Genomic DNA, 16,997 nt, shown 5'->3' on the forward strand with positions numbered 1-16,997 from the left:
GCTAAGTCATTGAGCGGGCACGGATTTTATCACGCCCCGCCGAATGCTGCCCGGCGCGCCGCCGATGCCGCGAATCCACCACAAACGAAAAACCCCAAGAACCTTCCGATTCTTGGGGTTGGAACTGCTGGTGGCCTGGGACGGAATCGAACCATCGACACGCGGATTTTCAATCCGCTGCTCTACCAACTGAGCTACCGGGCCAACGAAGAAGGGAAAGTATATCCAGCCCTCTTCACTTACGCAAGTGTTTTCGCGAAATATTTTATACGGCGCCTTCCGACGGCTTCTTGCCGAGCTCGACGCCCAGCTGCTTGAGCTTGCGATACAGGTGCGTGCGCTCGAGGCCCGTCTTCTCAGCGACGCGCGTCATGCTGCCGTTCTCGCGCGCGAGGTGATATTCGAAGTACGCGCGCTCGAACGCGTCGCGCGCTTCGCGCAACGGGATGTCGAACGGAATCGCGGCCGTCTGGCCCGCGAGGCCGAGCGCCGCTGCCATGTCGTCGCCGAGCGTCGGCAGCGCGGCGGCGGACGCGACCGCCGCCGGGCCCGAGGCCTGGCCGGCGCCGGCCTTCGCCGCCGCGTTGACGGACACCGGTGCCGCGCCGCGCGCGAGACCGTGCTCGACCGACTTCAGCAGCTTCTGCAGCGCGATCGGCTTCTCGAGGAAATCGAGCGCGCCGATCTTCGTCGCCTCGACGGCCGTGTCGATCGTCGCGTGCCCGGACATCATGATCACGGGCATCGTCAACAAGCCTTGCGCCGCCCATTCCTTGAGCAGCGTGACGCCGTCGGTATCGGGCATCCAGATATCGAGCAGCACGAGATCGGGCGCCTGATTCAGTCGGTATTCCCGCGCGGCCTGCGCGTTCTCCGCCGCCTCGACGACATGTCCTTCGTCGCTGAGGATCTCCGAGAGCAATTCCCGGATGCCCATTTCATCATCTACCACCAGGATGGTTGCCATTTACGCTGCCTTTGTCTGCACACTTGCTTTTGTCTTGGCGGGAGCCGCCCCACCCTGCGCGCCGGGTTCGGCGCCTGGCGTATCGCTCGCCATCTGCAGGAACAGGATCGACACCTGCGCACCCTCGACGGTCTCGCCGTGCATGCGATTGCGCAGATCGATCCGCGCGCCGTGCTCGTCGACGATTTTCTTGACCGTGGCCAACCCGAGCCCCGTGCCCTTCGCCTTCGTGGTCACGTAAGGCTCGAACGCACGGGTCAGGATGCGTGCCGGAAAACCGGGCCCGTTGTCGGACACGGTAAGACGTACCGCGACGCGCGTTTTGCCCTCGGCGTCGGGGTCGCCATATTCTACTGTCTTGGTTTCGATCAACACACGCGGATGCGCGACTTCCGCGACCGAATCCTGCGCGTTCTGCAGCAGGTTGTGAATCACCTGGCGCAGTTGCGTCGCGTCGCCGCGGATCACCGGCAGCGACGGCGCGAGTTCGGCGACGATGGCGCTCTTGCCTTCACCGACACCGTACAGCCCGAGCACCTCGCTCGCCAGTTCGTTCAGTTGCAGGTTCCCAAGCACCGCCGGCGGCGTGCGCGCATATTCGCGGAAGTCGTCGACCATCCGCTTCATCGCGGCCACCTGGTTGACGATCATCGTCGAGCCGCGCTTGAGCACGTCCGCGTCGTGCGGCGCGAGCTTGTCGGACAGCTTCATCTGCAGCCGTTCGGCCGACAGCTGGATCGGTGTCAGCGGGTTCTTGATCTCGTGTGCGAGCCGCCGCGCGACCTCGCCCCATGCGACCGAACGCTGCGCGGAAATCACGTCGGAGATGTCGTCGAACACGACGACGTAGCCGGACGTCTGCGGATCGTCGGCCTGCCCCTCGACCGTCGACACAAGGCGCGTGCCGCGCACGAGCAAGGTCAGCGGATCGGCTTCGCCCGGCACTTCGATCGCAAACTGCTGCTGCCAGTGGCCGCGATCGCCGCTGCCGCCGTCGGAAGCCGCTTCGCGATCGGCGAACGCCTTGCGCACCATCGCGCCGAATTCCGCCACGACGCCGATCCGGTCGAGCGCCGTGCCGATCATCGAGCTGAACGGCTGCCGGAAGATCCGCTCGGCGCCGCGGTTGGCTGTCGTCAGCCGGAACTGGCGGTCGAGCACGAACACGCCGGCGGTCAGGTTCGCGAGGATGCTCTCGAGATACGTCTTCGAATGCTCGAGCGCGACCCGGTTCTTCTCGACCGCGAGCCGCGCCTCGGACAGCTGGCGCGTCATCGCGTTGAACGACTGCGTGAGAAAGCCGAGCTCGTCGCGCGACTTGATCTCGCGCTTCGGCGTGTAGTCGCCCTCGGTGATTTCCTTCGTGCCCTGCGCGAGCAGGAACAGCGGCCGCGCGAGCTGCTGGCCGAGCGCGAGCGCGAGCATCATCGCGATGAAGGTGGCGAGGAACAGCGCGAGCGTCAGCGTGCCGATGTACATCTTGCGCAGCCCGGTGCGGCCGAGCGACTTTTCCTGGTACTCGCGATACGCGCGCTGCACCGCGTCGGCGTTGTGCGCGAGCGTGGGCGGCACCGGCTGCGTGAGCTGCAGGAACCGCTCCGCCGGCTGCAGCAGCGACGTGGTCGCGTCGGGAATCGGCCGCACGACGCGCAGCCGCAACGCGCCCTTCGCGCCGTGCGCGCGCGGGTCGCCGTCGACTTCGCCCTCGATCGCCGCATATGCGCCGTGTTCGCGCGCCTGGCTCAGCATCAGCGGCGTCGGCAGGTCGTCCGGAATCAGCGCGGCGAAATTGCCCGACGCCTGCGCGACGATGTGCAGGTCGGGCGCCGCACCCGAGCCGCCGCGGCTCGGCTCGACGATCGTCGCGTCCTGCACGCCGAACTGGTCGCGCAGGCGCAAGAGCGTGAGCGTCGTGCCGTTCGTGTTCGCATCGACGCTCGCGAGCTGGTCGGACATCAGCCGCGCCTTCGTCTGCAGGTCGGACAGCGACGCATCGAGCATCCCGCGGCCGAGGTTCAGGCCGGCCGTCAGCGCGGTCTCGACGTTCACGTCGAACCACGACTCGATACTGCGCGACACGAACTGGTACGACACGATGTAGATGATCCCGCCCGGCAGCACGCCGACGAGCGCGAAGAACACCGCGAGCTTCGCGAGCAGCCGCGTGCCGAACTTGCCCTTCCTCAGACGCGCGACGATCATCCCGATCAGCCCGAGCACCACCAGCAGGAACACGAGCGCGACGATGATGTTCATCGCGTACAGCCACGAGTAGTAGCGGTCGAAGAACTCGGTGTTCGCGCTCGCGGCCGCAAGCAGCACGAGCAGCAGCAGCGCGGTGAGCGCGACGGTCGAAACGATCACGCGAATGAGGATGCTCTTCCCGCTGGCCGCGCGGCGCACTCTATTTAGCACGTTCGGTCACCGTGAAGTTGAAGCGCTTCCAGTCCGAGCCGAGCGTCCAGTCGCGATTGTTCACCGCGTCGACCTGGAACGGCTTCGGCATCAGCGCCGTATCGAGCTGCATGCGCACCGAGGCCATGTAGGTTTCGCCGGCACGCACCTGGTTGCGGTCGATCACGTGCCACGACGTGATGTGCCGGACGACCGCGAGCGCGTCCTTCAGCGACGGAAAGCCGAGTTGCAGCCCGCCCGTCGACACGCGGTACTCGCGCGTGAGCGGCTGGAACGACAGGCGGATCGTCTGCGACACCGACACCGGCTGCTCGTCGAACCAGTACCAGCGCGCGCGGCTCAGTTCGAAGTCGGTCGTGAAGTAAAGCGGGATGCCCTTGTTGACGGCATCCTCGAGGTTCGGATTCAGCTCGAAATCGAAGCGGGCATCGAGGCTCCAGCCGCTTCCGTCAGCCTGCAGCGATGCGCGCTGCACGGCGATCGACTCGGCGCGCGCCGGCCGAACGACAGTCAGGCACAGCGCCAGCGCGACCAGCAGGACGGCCGCGAGCCGAAGTGGAAAAAGGTGTTTGATCGTCACCGTTTCTGAAACCGCGCGTAGAAAAATCCGTCGTGATCGGTGTTCTGGTCGAGTGCGGCGGCCGCCCCGCCGTGTACGCCGCCCGGCAGCAGTTGGCCGGGCGCGTCCAATCGTACCGCATCTTCACAGGCCGCTTCAAACCAGCGGGCCTGCAATTCTCCTTCTTCGGGAAAGATCGAACAGGTCACGTAGAGCAGTTCGCCGCCCGGCTTCACGAGCGGCCACAACGCCGTCAGGATGCGGCGCTGTTCCGCGACGAGCGCTGCGATGTCGGCTTCGCGGCGCAGCCAGCGGATGTCGGGATGACGGCGCACGATGCCGGACGCCGAGCACGGCACGTCGGCGAGGATGCGGTCGAACAGACGGCCGTCGTACCACGCGTGCGGCGCGCCTGCATCGCCGACGCGCACATCCGCCGCGAGCGACAGGCGCGCGAGGTTCTCGCCGATGCGCGCCGCGCGGGTCGCGTCGCTTTCGAGCGCGACGACGTCCGCATCGGCCAGCTCGAGGATATGGCCGGTCTTGCCGCCCGGTGCCGCGCATGCATCGAGCACGCGCATGCCGTCACGCGCGCCGAGCCATTCGGCCGCGAGCTGCGCGCCGGCATCCTGTACCGACACGACGCCGTCGACGAAGCCCGGAATGCGATCGACCGGCAACGCCGACGCGAGTCGCACCGCATGGCGCCCGATCGCGCTCGCGTCGATTCCGTTCGCGCGCAGCGTGTCGAGATATGCGTCGACGCTCGCGCGGCGCGCGTTCACGCGCAGCGTCAGCGGCCCCTGGCGCTCGCCGGCCGCGAGGATCGCCTGCCATGCGTCTGGCCACGCGCGCTTCACCGCATCGATCCACCACGGACGGTAGTTCCAGCGGGCGACCGGATCGTCCTGCAGCGCCGCGACGAGCACGTCGCGCTCACGCTGGAAACGGCGTAGTACCGCGTTGACCAGCCCCTTCGCGAACGCATATTCACGCCGTGCGCCGATCACGGTCACGGCCTGGTCGACGATCGTGAACGCCGGATACGCGGCCGTCTCTTCTGGATCGAGCAGCAGCGCAAGCGCGCCGGCGAGCACCGCCTGCACGTACGCGGGCGGCGCCTTGCTGACGAGCCGGCCGATCAGCCAGTCCGTGCTGCCGAGGCGACGCATCGTGCGGTACGCGACGTCCTGCGTCGCGCCGCGCGCCAGCGCCTGCGCACCGGCCGGCATCTGCGCGAACACCGCGGCCAGTGCCGCCGGCAGCGCGGTGCCGCGCCGGACCGCATCGACTGCCTGCGCGGCCGCGTCGAGCGCGAAGCCCAGCGAATCGGGCGCGAGATGCAGCGCGGACAGGCGCGCAGGACGGCCGGAGGAAGACGGAGCGGAGGAACGGGTTCGTGTCATCGGAGCAAAATCGGCAAACGGGCGCCGCGAGCGGCGGGAACCCTGCGGCCGCGTGGCCGCCGCGATTCCAAACCGCGCATTGTAGCGTGAGGCCATGCGGCCCCTTTACGGGGCGCACAAATGAAACACCCCGCAGCGCGGGGCGTGCGGGGCGATGTGTCGAGTGCGACGCGACTTAGTCGAAGCGGCCGGTACGCGCCATCTCCATCAGGCGGGCGATGCGCTCCTCGGTCGCCGGGTGCGTGGAGAACAGGTTCTGCAGACCGCCGCCGTGCAGCGGGTTCATGATCATCATCTGCGCGGTGGCCGGATGCGCTTCCGCCGCCTGGAACGGGATACCGGCCGCATAGCGATGGATCTTGTCGAGCGCGGTGGCGAGCGACTGCGGATCGCCGGAGATCTGCGCGCCGCCGCGGTCAGCCTCGAACTCGCGCGCCCGCGAGATCGCCATCTGGATCAAGGCGCCGGCGATCGGCGCGAGCAGCGCGACCGCAATCCCCGCAATCGGGTTGGCCGGACGGCCGTTTTCGTCGCGGCCGCCGAAGAACATCGCGAAGTTGGCCAGCGCCGAAATCGCGCCCGCCATCGTCGCGGTGATCGTCGAGATCAGGATGTCGCGGTGCTTCACGTGCGCGAGCTCGTGCGCCATCACGCCGCGCATCTCGCGCTCGGACAGCACGCGCAGGATGCCCGTCGTCGCGGCGACCGCCGCGTGTTCCGGGTTGCGGCCCGTGGCAAACGCGTTCGGCGCGTCCTCGTTGATCAGGTAGACGCGCGGCATCGGCAGGTTTGCGCGCGTGGCAAGCTCGCGCACCATCCGGTAGAACTGCGGCGCCGTGTTCTCGTCGACTTCCTGCGCGTTATACATGCGCAGCACCATCTTGTCGGAGAACCAGTACGAAAAGAAATTCATGCCGAGCGCGAACAGCAGCGCGATCGTCATGCCGCGCGAGCCGCCGATCATGCCGCCGATCACGATGAACAGGGCCGTGATCGCGGCCATCAGCATCGCCGTTTTGACCCAATTGAACATACCCACTCCTTATCCGTCAGGGGACCCGCCACACATCACCGCGCGCGGCAGAAAATTGTAAGTGATTTGTTAGATAAGGTCTTGCCGGAAAAATTCAATTTCAGCGTTGCGCCGCCGCGAGCCGCAGCCCGAGGCCGACGAACGCACTGCCGACCGTGCGGTCGAGCCATTTCTTGACGCCCGGCTTGCCGGAAAAGCGCTGTGTGACGCTGCCCGCGACCCACGCGACGATGCAGGTCCAGATCGTGCTCATCACGACGAACACCGAACCGAGGGCCAGGAACGCCAGCGCCTTGTGCGGGCTGTCGGCCAACACGAACTGCGGGAAAAACGACACAAAGAACAGCACGACCTTCGGGTTCAGCACGTTGGTCCAGAAACCCTGCATGAACAGCTGGCGCAGCGGCTTCGCGGCCGTGGCCTGCGCCGCCTCGGCGCCTGCCGATGCCGCGGCCTGCTTCACGAGGATCATGCGCACGCCGAGGTAAATCAGGTAAGCGGCACCGACCAGCTTGATGACCGTGAACGCGGCGGCCGACGCCGCGAGCAGCGCGGTCAGGCCGAATGCGCATGCAAGCGCGTGCACGCAGCAGCCGGTCGAGATGCCGAGCGCCGACATCAGCCCCGCGCCACGGCCCTGCGCGACGCTGCGGCCGACAATGTACGCCGTATCCGGGCCGGGCGTGACGTTCAGCAGGAAAACCGCGAGCACGAAGAAGCCGAAATGGGTGATGCCAAGCATGAAAACCTCGAAACCGGAAAGCGCAGGGAAATTCTACGCGCGCCTGCCGCGCCGCGCGACTCGGCCGTCCGGCCGATTGCGCGCGGCCGGCGTGCCGTGTCGAATGACGCTCAGGCCGCGTCGGGCAACGCGAAGCACTGGCCCGCGGCGAGCGGCGAGCCGGCCAGGAATTCGCGCGCCGGCAGCCGCTTGCCGCCCGGCTTCTGCAGTTGCGTGATGCGCAGCGCGCCGCTGCCGCACGCGACGATCACGCCTTCCGGCGCAGCCTCCACGATCGTGCCGGGCGCGGTGTCGCCGTGCGCCGCCACGGGCTCGGCCGCCCACAGCTTGATTGCCGCGCCGTCGAGCGTCGCGACGCCGCCCGGGAACGGGTCGAACGCACGCACCTGACGCGCGAGCACGTCGGCCGGCTTGCGCCAGTCGAGCGCCGCCTCGTGCTTGCCGATCTTTTCCGCATAGGTCACGCCGTCGGCCGGCTGCGGGGTCGCGGTCAGCATGCCGTCGCGCTCGAGCCGCACCAGCGCGTCGACGATCAGCCGCGCGCCGTCAGCGGCCAGCCGGTCGTGCAGCGTGGCGGTCGTATCGTCGGGCGCGATCGCGAGACGCGCCTCCTCGATCATCGCGCCGGTGTCGAGGCCGACGTCCATCTGCATCAGCGTGACGCCCGTCTCGGCGTCACCAGCCTCGATCGCGCGGTGGATCGGCGCGGCGCCGCGCCAGCGCGGCAGCAGCGACGCGTGGATGTTGATGCAGCCGGCGCGCGGAATGTCGAGCACTTCCTGCGGCAGCAGCAGACCGTACGCGGCGACCACCATCACGTCGTGCGGGGTCGTGCGCAGAAGCTCGATCGCATCGGCCGCCTCCGCCGGGTACTTGCCCGCGCGGCGCAGCGACGGCGGCTGCGCGACGGGCATCCCGTGCTCGACGGCATAGCGCTTTACCGCGCTCGCCTGCAGTTTCATCCCGCGCCCGGCGGGGCGGTCGGGCTGGGTAAGCACGAGCGGCACCGAAAAACCGGCCTCGTGAATCGCGGCGAGTGCGGCCGCGGCAAATTCCGGCGTGCCGGCAAAAATCACGCGCAACGTATGGGTCATGACAGCGTTCGAAATCGGGCTTGGCGAACGCGCGTCACATCGCGCGTTCGAGTTTCTTCATCTTCGTCTTGATGCGGGTCTGCTTCAGCGGCGACAGGTATTCGACGAACACGCGCCCCATCAGGTGATCCATCTCGTGCTGCACGCACACGGCCAGGAGGCCCTCGCAATCGAGCTCGAAGGTCTCGCCGTGCTCGTTGAGCGCACGCACGCGCACGTGGTCCGGACGCTCGACCTCGTCGTAGATCCCGGGCACCGACAGGCAACCCTCCTCGTAGACCTGCTTCACGTCGCTCGACCAGATGATCTCGGGGTTGATGAACGCGCGCAGCTCGTTCTTCTCCTCGGAAACGTCGATCACGATCACGCGCTCATGCACGTCGACCTGCGTCGCCGCGAGGCCGATGCCGGGTGCGGCGTACATGGTCTCGGCCATGTCGGCGACGAGCTTGCGGATCCGGTCGTCGACCTTGTCGACGGGCTTGGCGACCTTGTGCAGCCGCTTGTCGGGGTAATGAAGAATGTTCAGCAAAGCCATGGTGTTCGGTATTTCGGTGGAGCGGCGTGCCGCATCGGCCATCCGGCCGGCTGGCGCCATTGCCGGGATGCAATGAAGATGAGGCGGACACGCGGCATATCAACGCCGCAGGTCATGCCTCCTGCAATTGGCCGGACGCCGTGCGCGCGGCCCTGTCGAGTATTTCGGATGATGAAAATTTTATCATGGCGCCACGCCGTCCGCTGGCCACCTCATTCGAGGGGAACCTCATGTCGCCGCAAGCGCTGACCACCTCCGCGCTGCGCGCGTGGCTGCAGCTCGCGCATGCACCGGGCCTCTCGCCCGCCGTGCTGCACGCGCTGCTCGATGCATTCGGCTCGCCGGCAGCGCTGCTGCGCGCATCCGACCAGGCCATCGGCGCGGCGAGCAGCGCGGCCGCCGCGCGGGCGGTGCGCGCGAGCGAACGGGACGACCTCGACGCGCGCACCGACGCCGCGCTCGCGTGGCTCGACGCACCGGGCAACGCGATCGTCGCGCTCAACGACCCTGTCTATCCGCCCCGGCTGCGCGACCTGCATGATCCGCCGGCGCTGCTATATGTAAAGGGCAGGCTCGACCTGTTGCACGCCCGTGGGCTCGCCGTAGTCGGCAGCCGCCACGCGACGCCTCAAGGGCTCGCCGATGCGACACGCTTCGCGCATGCGCTGTCCGATGCGGGGCTCGCGATCGTCTCCGGCCTCGCGCTCGGCATCGACGGCGCCGCACATCGCGGCGGGCTCGACGGCCGCGCCAGCACGATCGCGGTGATCGCGACGGGCGCCGATCTCGTCTATCCGGCGCGGCACCGCACGCTCGCGCACGAGATCGCCGCACGCGGCGCGATCGTGTCCGAATGGCCGCTCGGCACGCCTGCGCGGGCGTCGCATTTCCCGCAGCGCAACCGGCTGATCGCCGCGCTCGCGCTCGGCGCGCTCGTCGTCGAAGCCGCACCGCGCTCCGGCTCGCTGATCACCGCGCGGCTCGCGAACGAGCTGGGCCGCGACGTGTTCGCGATGCCGGGCTCGATCCACGCGCCGCTCGCGCAGGGCTGCCATGCGCTGATCCGCGACGGCGCGAAGCTCACTTCGACGCCGCTCGACGTGCTGGAGGAATACGGATTGGGCGAACCGGGTGCTCAAGCCATCCACGCCACGGCGAGTTCAGGTTCGCGCCCCGATAACGACGAAGCAGCCGGCACGGCCGGTCACCGTGCGAGCGGGCACGTCGCGAAAGCGGACGCCGCCGGTGCAGCCGCCGCATCCGGCGGAATCGAACGCGCGCCGCCCGACAACCCGGCCGAGCAAGCCGTGCTCGCCGCACTGGGATACGGCCCCGTTACCTACGAGTGGCTCGCCGAGCACAGCGGCCTGTCCGACGACGTACTGCATCGCGCGTTGCTCGCGCTCGAACTGACCGGCCGCGTCGCGACCGTGCCCGGCGGACGCTTCGCGCGACTTGACGCAGCGCCCACCCCGCCTCGGTCCGGCGTGCTACATTCCCCCGCATAGGGGCGGCCGTGCCGCCGACGATACCCAAGGAATTCCATGCCCGCGCTGAATCTCGACACCGATGCCGATCGGATCGCCGAGCGCCTCGCCGATCCCGACACGCTGCTGGTCGCCTGCCTGTGCGCCGAGTGGTGCGGCACCTGCCGCGACTACCGGACGGCCTTCGAGCAGCTCGCCGATGCCCATCCCGACGCCTGCTTCGCGTGGATCGACATCGAAACCCATGCCGACCGGCTCGACGATCTCGACGTCGAGAATTTCCCTACGATCCTGATCGAGGACGCGAACACCGCGCGTTTCTTCGGCACGGTGCTGCCGCACGCGGCGATCGTCGAACGGATGCTGTCCGACCTGAGCGCGGTACCCGGCACGCCGCACGCACCGAAATTGCGCAACATCCTGAACGTCGAGGCGTAAGCCGCGCACCGGCCGGGCGGCTCGTCGCACCGTTGCGCGCGCCGCCGCGCCGGGCGCTTGCCGCCGTTGCGCCCCCCCTCTATGATGAGCCGCTTTTTGCACGCCGAGCCGCCGTCGCCGCGGCGTGTGCTATAAAGCCGTCGTAAAAGGGACCCACACCGGCGAACCCGGTCTACCAACACACACCTGTCATGTCCAAAGCTCTGATCATTGCGGAAAAGCCTTCTGTCGCGAACGACATCGCGCGCGCTTTGGGCGGCTTTACCAAGCATGACGAATACTTCGAGAGCGACGAATTCGTCCTTTCGTCCGCAGTCGGCCACCTGCTGGAAATCGCCGCCCCGGAAGAGTACGAGGTCAAGCGCGGGAAATGGAGCTTCGCCCATCTGCCCGTCATCCCCCCGCATTTCGACCTGAACCCGATCGCAAAAAGCGAGTCGCGCCTGAAGGTCCTTACCAAGCTGATGAAGCGCAAGGACGTCGATCGCCTGATCAACGCATGTGACGCGGGGCGCGAGGGCGAGCTGATTTTCCGCCTGATCGTGCAGCACGCGAAGGCGAAGCAGCCGGTCCAGCGTCTGTGGCTGCAGTCGATGACGCCGCAAGCGATCCGCGACGGTTTCGCGCACCTGCGCAGCGACACCGACATGCAGCCGCTCGCCGACGCCGCACGCTGCCGCTCGGAAGCCGACTGGCTCGTCGGGATCAACGGCACGCGCGCGATGACTGCGTTCAACAGCAAGGGCGGCGGCTTCTTCCTGACGACCGTTGGCCGCGTTCAGACGCCAACGCTATCGATCGTCGTCGAACGTGAAGAGAAAATCCGCCGATTCATCCCGCGCGACTACTGGGAAGTGAAGGCCGAGTTCGCATGCGCAGGCGGCTTCTACGAAGGCAAGTGGTTCGACCCGAAATTCAAGCGCGACGAATTCGATCCGGAAAAACGCGACTCCCGCCTGTGGAGCCTGCCGGCCGCCGAAACCATCGTCGCCGCGTGCCGCGACCAGGTCGGCACGGTCTCGGAGGAGTCGAAACCGTCGACGCAACTGTCGCCGCTGCTGTTCGACCTGACGAGCCTGCAGCGCGAGGCGAACAGCCGCTTCGGCTTCTCCGCGAAGAACACGCTCGGCCTCGCGCAGGCGCTGTATGAAAAGCACAAGGTGCTGACCTACCCGCGTACCGACGCGCGCGCGCTGCCCGAAGACTACATTTCGACGGTGCAGTCCACGCTCGAGATGCTCAAGGAGAGCCACAACTACCTGCCGCATGCGAAGCGGGTGCTCGACAAGGGCTGGGTGAAGCCGAACAAGCGAATCTTCGACAATTCGAAGATCAGCGACCACTTCGCAATCATCCCGACGCTACAGGCGCCGAAGTCGCTGTCCGAGCCGGAGCAGAAGCTGTACGACATGGTCGTGAAGCGCTTCCTCGCCGTGTTCTTCCCGGCCGCCGAATTCCGTGTCACGACGCGGATCACCGAAGTCGCCGGCCATCACTTCAAGACCGAAGGCAAGGTGCTCGTCGAGCCGGGCTGGCTGCAGGTGTACGGCCGCGACGCCGAAGGCGCGGATGCGAACCTCGTGCCGGTGCAGAAGGACGAGAAGGTGAAGACGGACGAAATCGCCGCCGTCGCGCTCGTCACGAAGCCGCCCGCACGCTACTCGGAAGCAACGCTGCTGTCCGCGATGGAAGGCGCTGGCAAGCTCGTCGAGGACGACGAGCTGCGCGAGGCGATGGCCGCGAAGGGCCTCGGCACGCCGGCCACGCGCGCGGCGATCATCGAAGGCCTGCTGGGCGAGAAGTACCTCGTGCGCGAAGGCCGCGAACTGATCCCGACCGCGAAGGCATTTCAGCTGATGACGCTGCTGCGCGGGCTCGGCGTGAAGGAACTGACCGCGCCCGAGCTCACCGGCGAATGGGAATACAAGCTGTCGCAGATGGAGCGCGGCAACCTCGGGCGCGACGCGTTCATGCAGGAAATTGCCCGCATGACGCAGCAGATCGTCAAGCGCGCGAAGGAATACGATTCCGACACGATCCCCGGCGATTACGCGACGCTCGAGACGCCGTGCCCGAACTGCGGTGGCCAGGTGAAGGAAAACTATCGCCGCTTCGCGTGCACGAAGTGCGAGTTCTCGATCTCGAAGATCCCGGGCAGCCGGCAGTTCGAAATCGCGGAAGTCGAGGAGTTGCTGCGGGAGAAGACCATCGGCCCGCTGTCCGGCTTCCGCAGCAAGATGGGCCGCCCGTTCTCGGCGATCCTCAAGCTGTCCTTCGACGACGAGACGAAGAACTACAAGCTCGAGTTCGACTTCGGTCAGGACCAGGGCGGCGAGGAAGGCGAGGCGCCCGACTTTTCCGCGCAGGAACCGGTCGGCGCGTGCCCGAAATGCAAGGGCCGCGTGTTCGAGCACGGGATGAGCTACGTGTGCGAACACTCGGTGGCCAACCCGAAGACCTGCGACTTCCGTTCGGGCAAGGTGATCCTGCAGCAGGAAATCACCCGCGAGCAGATGGCCAAGCTGCTCGCCGACGGCCGCACGGATCTACTGCCGAACTTCAAGTCGTCGCGCACGGGCCGCAACTTCAAGGCGTTCCTCGTGAAGCAGCCGGACGGCAAGATCGGTTTCGAGTTCGAAAAGAAGGAGCCGAAGGCCGCTGCCGCGAAGAAGACGGCAAAATCGGCGACGAAGGATGCCGAAACCGTGACGGAAGGCGCCGACGAGAAACCGGCACCGGCTCGCAAGACTGCCGCCCGCAAGACGACGGCGCGCAAGACGGGCTCGTAACAACCCGGCCGCCGGGGGTTTCCCCGGCGCATTGCACGCCGGTCAAACGGCAATAAAAAACGCGGATCGATCGCTCGATCCGCGTTTTTTCTTTGGTGCCGGCCGCCTCAATACGCGGCCGCCGCGCCGTTACAGCGGAGACGGCACCGCAACGCGCGCGCGCGGCGCACGCGCGAGACGCGGCTGCAGGTTCGGGTCGGTCGACTCGGCCGGCTCGGCACGCATCTCGACGCCGATCGGCGCAGGCGCCGCACCCTGTGCAACCCACTGTTCGCCCATCATCGCGTCGGTCGAGTGGCTGAAATACTCGACGAGGTGGTCGATGAACGTGCGCACCTTCGCGGGCAGGTGGCGCCGGCTCGGATACGCGATGTTGATCTCGACCTGCGGCAGCCGGAAATCCGGCAGCAGCCGCACCAGCGCACCGCGCGCGATGTCGCTGCCGATCAGGTAGCTCGGCAGGATCGCAACACCCATCCCGAGCAGCGCGAACTGGCGCAGCATCGCGGTGTTGTTCGCGACGATCACGTTGGTCGGGCGCACGCGCACTTCGCCATCCGGCCCCGTGAACACGCGCTCGTCGCCCCAGTATTCGGTCGGCAGGCTCAGCGCCGGATGCTCGGCGAGCTGTTCTGGGTGGGTCGGCACGCCGTGTTTTTCCAGGTAGCTCGGCGTCGCGCACACGGTCATGCAGCCCGTGGTCAGCCGCCGCGTGACGATGCTCGCGCTGCGCATCTGGCGCGTGACGACGATGCCGACGTCGAAACCTTCCTCGACGAGATCGACCTGGCGGTCGACCAGCGTCAGATCCGGCACCACTTTCGGGAAATTCTCCGTGTACGACTGCAGGACAGGAGCAAGGTTGTGCAGGCCGAACACGACCGGCGCGACGATGCGCAACGTGCCGACCGGCTCGTGATTGCGCGCGACGACCATCTGCTCGACATCTTCGAGCTCATCGAGAATCTGGCGCGCCCGCTCCAGATAGACCTGGCCCGACTCCGTCAGTGAAAGGCTGCGCGTGGTGCGGTTCAGCAACCGCGTGCCGAGCCGGCCTTCCAGATCGGCAACGTGACGCGTCGCGACCGCGTTGGAGATATCCATTGCACTCGCGGCCCGCGCGAAACTGCCGAGATCCGCAACCTTGACGAACACGCGCATCGACTGCAAATGATCCATAAACGACTCCTGCCGCTGTTACAACTTCAAAAAGTTGAAGCAAATGCGTAATTCTCCTACGACAGCGGAAATGATGCAGAGTTGCTCAACAACGCCGCGGTTGACGATAAAAATAGTCAAAAATCCTCACTCATCGCGAATGGATGATCCAATTATTCTGATTGGAGCAACAATTGGGTGAACCTCGTCGGGTAAACGGCCGAATCAGGAAGGACGTGTTTGATGCGACACAGCAGCGCACCCCGCCGCCCCGTACGAGAGCGCCGCGGAGTCAGGCCGGCGCCGATTGCGGCGGAGCGTAACAACCTGTTAAAAAGACACCACGATGTGCGCCGACGTAGCATCATGTCGGCCCCGGCCGGGCGGGACGGGTGCGCGACGTGCGCCGCCGCCACCGCCGCTTTCAACGCGCGACTCCCGCTGATCATGAAAATTGCCATCCTCGACGACTACCAGGACGCCGTCCGCAAGCTGAACTGCTTCGAGATGCTTGCCGAGCACGACGTGAAGGTCTTCAACAATACGGTGCGCGGCCTGGGGCAACTCGCGAGCCGTCTCGCGGAAGTCGAGGCGCTCGTGCTGATTCGCGAACGCACGCCGATTTCGTCGCAACTGCTCGCCAAGCTGCCGAACCTGCGCATGATCAGCCAGACCGGCCGTATCTCGAGCCACATCGACCTCGAAGCGTGTACCGACCGCGGCATCGCGGTGCTCGAAGGCACGGGTTCGCCGGTCGCGCCGGCCGAACTGACCTGGGCGCTCGTGATGGCCGCCCAGCGCCGCATTCCGCAGTACGTCGCGAACCTCAAGCAGGGTGCCTGGCAGCAGTCGGGCCTGAAGACGTCGGCAATGCCGCCGAACTTCGGCCTCGGCCAGGTACTGCGCGGCCAGACGCTCGGCATCTGGGGCTACGGCAAGATCGGCCGGCTGGTCGCCGGCTATGGCAAGGCGTTCGGGATGAACGTGCTGATCTGGGGTCGCGAGCATTCGCTCGAAGCCGCACGCGCCGACGGCTACACGGCCGCCGAAAGCCGCGAGGCGCTGTTCGAGCAGAGCGACGTGCTGTCGCTGCACCTGCGCATGCACGATGACACGCGCGGAATCGTCAAGCAGGAAGACCTGATGCGGATGAAGCCGACGTCGCTGCTCGTCAACACGAGCCGCGCGGAGCTGCTCGAGGAAAACGCGCTCGTCAACGCGCTGTCGCACAACCGCCCGGGGATGGTCGCGATCGACGTGTTCGAAAGCGAGCCGATCCTGCAGGGCTACAGCCTGCTGCGGATGGAAAACGTGATCTGCACGCCGCACATCGGCTACGTCGAACGCGAAAGCTACGAACTCTATTTCAGCGCGGCGTTCCGGAACATCCTTGCGTTCGACCAGGGCGACCTGTCGAGCGTCGTCAACCCGGAAGCGCTGACGCCGCGCCGCGTGCGTTGACCAGTGCGGGCCGCGCGCGCCGCGGCCCCGCTCCCGCCTTCAGGCCGTCACACGGCCGCCCGTCCTCGCGTCGACGCGCGTGAGGAAATGCTCGCCGTCGCGCCGCCCGAGGTCGTATGCATGCCGCATCTGCGACGGACTCGTGTAATCCCAGCTCGAAATCGGCACCTTGCTCGACGGTTGTACGTATAGCCGCCGCTGGTCGCCATGCGCAACCGTGAACATCTGCGGGCGCGGATACAGCCGCGTGACGAGCACCAGCACGTCGCCCGGCGACGGGTCGAGCGCGTCGACCGGCACGTTGTCGACCATCCCGCCGTCGAGCACCGGCCGGCCGCCGCGCCGCAGCACCGGCGTGAACGGCGGCGTGCACGACGACTGCAGGATCAGGTCGGCGAGTTCGTCAACGCTCGTGCAGGCCTGCGCGCGCACGAACTCGGGCCGGAAGCCGAGCGTGCGCCCGAGCGTCGGGTGCAGCGTCTTGCGCACGTACTTTTCGATGTTGTACGCGACGAGGCCCGCGGCGACCGCGCTGCGTGCGCCGAGCCAGCGCGGCACGTGCGACACGCCGATGCGGATCTCCGGTGCGCCGGCGAGCTGCGCGAACGGCTCGCCGTAGATGTCGAGCAGCGCCTGGCGGTAGATCCGGTAATGCGGGAACACGGGCTCGCGCCCGAACAGGTTGCCCCAGTACGCGTTCTTGCGGTTGTGGCGCAGCGCTTCCTCGTAATAGCGCATCACCCACGCGGCGTCGCGCGTATACAGCATGCAGGCCGTCGCCGCGCCGGCCGAGATGCCGGCAATCACGCGCGGGCGCAAGCCGAGCGCCGGCTGCGCGACGTCCCAGAAGCCGGCCTGCCACCAGCAGCGATTGCCGCCTCCCGCGAAGACGATCTGGTCGAACATCGCG

General features: G+C 67.1%; 14 protein-coding genes and 1 tRNA gene. 4 read left to right on the forward strand and 11 right to left on the reverse strand.

Going from position 1 to position 16,997, the window contains the following annotated elements; genetic code table 11:
* Window positions 1–128 precede the first annotated feature (128 nt).
* From AC1Z3W_RS35995 to def, 9 genes are all read right to left on the reverse strand, one after another.
* Window positions 129–204: transfer RNA gene (locus AC1Z3W_RS35995), tRNA-Phe, on the reverse strand.
* 61 nt (window positions 205–265) lie between these two features.
* Window positions 266–967: a response regulator transcription factor EsaR gene (gene esaR, locus AC1Z3W_RS36000; RefSeq protein WP_057924634.1), complete on the reverse strand. Its 702-nt coding sequence runs from the start codon at window positions 965–967 to the stop codon at window positions 266–268.
* Window positions 968–3,382 (reverse strand): sensor histidine kinase EsaS, encoded by a 2,415-nt coding sequence (gene esaS / locus AC1Z3W_RS36005; RefSeq protein WP_483509462.1) that lies wholly within the window; start codon window positions 3,380–3,382, stop codon window positions 968–970. It abuts the gene before it with no gap.
* The gene (locus tag AC1Z3W_RS36010; RefSeq protein ID WP_057924636.1) at window positions 3,372–3,962 is read right to left on the reverse strand and encodes a DUF4390 domain-containing protein; all 591 of its coding nucleotides are present in this window, start codon (window positions 3,960–3,962) and stop codon (window positions 3,372–3,374) included. The genes esaS and AC1Z3W_RS36010 overlap by 11 nt, the downstream gene beginning before the upstream one ends.
* Window positions 3,959–5,347, reverse strand: coding sequence for a 16S rRNA (cytosine(967)-C(5))-methyltransferase RsmB (rsmB, locus tag AC1Z3W_RS36015; protein WP_483509463.1), 1,389 nt, complete (start codon window positions 5,345–5,347; stop codon window positions 3,959–3,961). The genes AC1Z3W_RS36010 and rsmB overlap by 4 nt, the downstream gene beginning before the upstream one ends.
* 175 nt (window positions 5,348–5,522) lie before the next feature.
* Entirely contained in the window at window positions 5,523–6,380 is an 858-nt protein-coding gene (htpX, locus tag AC1Z3W_RS36020) for a zinc metalloprotease HtpX (protein ID WP_006485774.1), read from the reverse strand.
* A gap of 100 nt (window positions 6,381–6,480) precedes the next feature.
* Window positions 6,481–7,122, reverse strand: coding sequence for a LysE family translocator (locus tag AC1Z3W_RS36025; RefSeq protein WP_124833748.1), 642 nt, complete (start codon window positions 7,120–7,122; stop codon window positions 6,481–6,483).
* A gap of 110 nt (window positions 7,123–7,232) precedes the next feature.
* Entirely contained in the window at window positions 7,233–8,216 is a 984-nt protein-coding gene (gene fmt, locus AC1Z3W_RS36030; protein ID WP_124833747.1) for a methionyl-tRNA formyltransferase, read from the reverse strand.
* Window positions 8,217–8,250: 34 nt separating this feature from the next.
* Complete coding sequence (gene def, locus AC1Z3W_RS36035) at window positions 8,251–8,754, reverse strand: peptide deformylase (protein ID WP_057924826.1); 504 nt, start codon at window positions 8,752–8,754, stop codon at window positions 8,251–8,253.
* Between the two features lie 185 nt (window positions 8,755–8,939).
* On the opposite strand from def, the gene dprA reads away from it, so the two are divergent.
* The 3 genes from dprA (at window position 8,940) to AC1Z3W_RS36050 (ending at window position 13,468) form a co-directional block, all read left to right on the forward strand.
* Window positions 8,940–10,262 (forward strand): DNA-processing protein DprA, encoded by a 1,323-nt coding sequence (dprA, locus tag AC1Z3W_RS36040; protein WP_175825856.1) that lies wholly within the window; start codon window positions 8,940–8,942, stop codon window positions 10,260–10,262.
* A gap of 36 nt (window positions 10,263–10,298) precedes the next feature.
* Window positions 10,299–10,679, forward strand: coding sequence for a thioredoxin family protein (locus AC1Z3W_RS36045; protein WP_124833745.1), 381 nt, complete (start codon window positions 10,299–10,301; stop codon window positions 10,677–10,679).
* A 191-nt stretch (window positions 10,680–10,870) separates the two neighbouring features.
* Window positions 10,871–13,468, forward strand: a complete 2,598-nt coding sequence (locus tag AC1Z3W_RS36050; protein WP_124833744.1) for a DNA topoisomerase III — start codon at window positions 10,871–10,873, stop codon at window positions 13,466–13,468.
* A 129-nt stretch (window positions 13,469–13,597) separates the two neighbouring features.
* Here AC1Z3W_RS36050 and AC1Z3W_RS36055 read toward each other — a convergent pair whose 3' ends face one another.
* Window positions 13,598–14,647 (reverse strand): LysR family transcriptional regulator, encoded by a 1,050-nt coding sequence (locus AC1Z3W_RS36055; protein WP_124833743.1) that lies wholly within the window; start codon window positions 14,645–14,647, stop codon window positions 13,598–13,600.
* Between the two features lie 426 nt (window positions 14,648–15,073).
* Here AC1Z3W_RS36055 and AC1Z3W_RS36060 point away from each other — a divergent pair, with 426 nt between their 5' ends.
* Entirely contained in the window at window positions 15,074–16,087 is a 1,014-nt protein-coding gene (locus AC1Z3W_RS36060; protein WP_124833742.1) for a D-2-hydroxyacid dehydrogenase family protein, read from the forward strand.
* Between the two features lie 39 nt (window positions 16,088–16,126).
* On the opposite strand, the gene AC1Z3W_RS36065 is transcribed toward AC1Z3W_RS36060, so the two are convergent.
* Window positions 16,127–16,993: a patatin-like phospholipase family protein gene (locus AC1Z3W_RS36065; protein ID WP_057924644.1), complete on the reverse strand. Its 867-nt coding sequence runs from the start codon at window positions 16,991–16,993 to the stop codon at window positions 16,127–16,129.
* Between the last annotated feature and the right edge of the window lie 4 nt (window positions 16,994–16,997).

The sequence above is a fragment of the Burkholderia sp. 10_S31 genome (assembly GCF_056930375.1).

What these genes read in the sequence shown, in the direction of transcription:
- esaR (WP_057924634.1), bottom strand. Translation starts at nt 967, where the DNA reads ATGGCAACCATCCTGGTGGTAGATGATGAAATGGGCATCCGGGAATTG.
- rsmB (WP_483509463.1), bottom strand. Translation starts at nt 5,347, where the DNA reads ATGACACGAACCCGTTCCTCCGCTCCGTCTTCCTCCGGCCGTCCTGCG.
- htpX (WP_006485774.1), bottom strand. Translation starts at nt 6,380, where the DNA reads ATGTTCAATTGGGTCAAAACGGCGATGCTGATGGCCGCGATCACGGCC.
- AC1Z3W_RS36025 (WP_124833748.1), bottom strand. Translation starts at nt 7,122, where the DNA reads ATGCTTGGCATCACCCATTTCGGCTTCTTCGTGCTCGCGGTTTTCCTG.
- fmt (WP_124833747.1), bottom strand. Translation starts at nt 8,216, where the DNA reads ATGACCCATACGTTGCGCGTGATTTTTGCCGGCACGCCGGAATTTGCC.
- def (WP_057924826.1), bottom strand. Translation starts at nt 8,754, where the DNA reads ATGGCTTTGCTGAACATTCTTCATTACCCCGACAAGCGGCTGCACAAG.
- dprA (WP_175825856.1), top strand. Translation starts at nt 8,940, where the DNA reads ATGGCGCCACGCCGTCCGCTGGCCACCTCATTCGAGGGGAACCTCATG.
- AC1Z3W_RS36045 (WP_124833745.1), top strand. Translation starts at nt 10,299, where the DNA reads ATGCCCGCGCTGAATCTCGACACCGATGCCGATCGGATCGCCGAGCGC.
- AC1Z3W_RS36050 (WP_124833744.1), top strand. Translation starts at nt 10,871, where the DNA reads ATGTCCAAAGCTCTGATCATTGCGGAAAAGCCTTCTGTCGCGAACGAC.
- AC1Z3W_RS36055 (WP_124833743.1), bottom strand. Translation starts at nt 14,647, where the DNA reads ATGGATCATTTGCAGTCGATGCGCGTGTTCGTCAAGGTTGCGGATCTC.
- AC1Z3W_RS36060 (WP_124833742.1), top strand. Translation starts at nt 15,074, where the DNA reads ATGAAAATTGCCATCCTCGACGACTACCAGGACGCCGTCCGCAAGCTG.
- AC1Z3W_RS36065 (WP_057924644.1), bottom strand. Translation starts at nt 16,993, where the DNA reads ATGTTCGACCAGATCGTCTTCGCGGGAGGCGGCAATCGCTGCTGGTGG.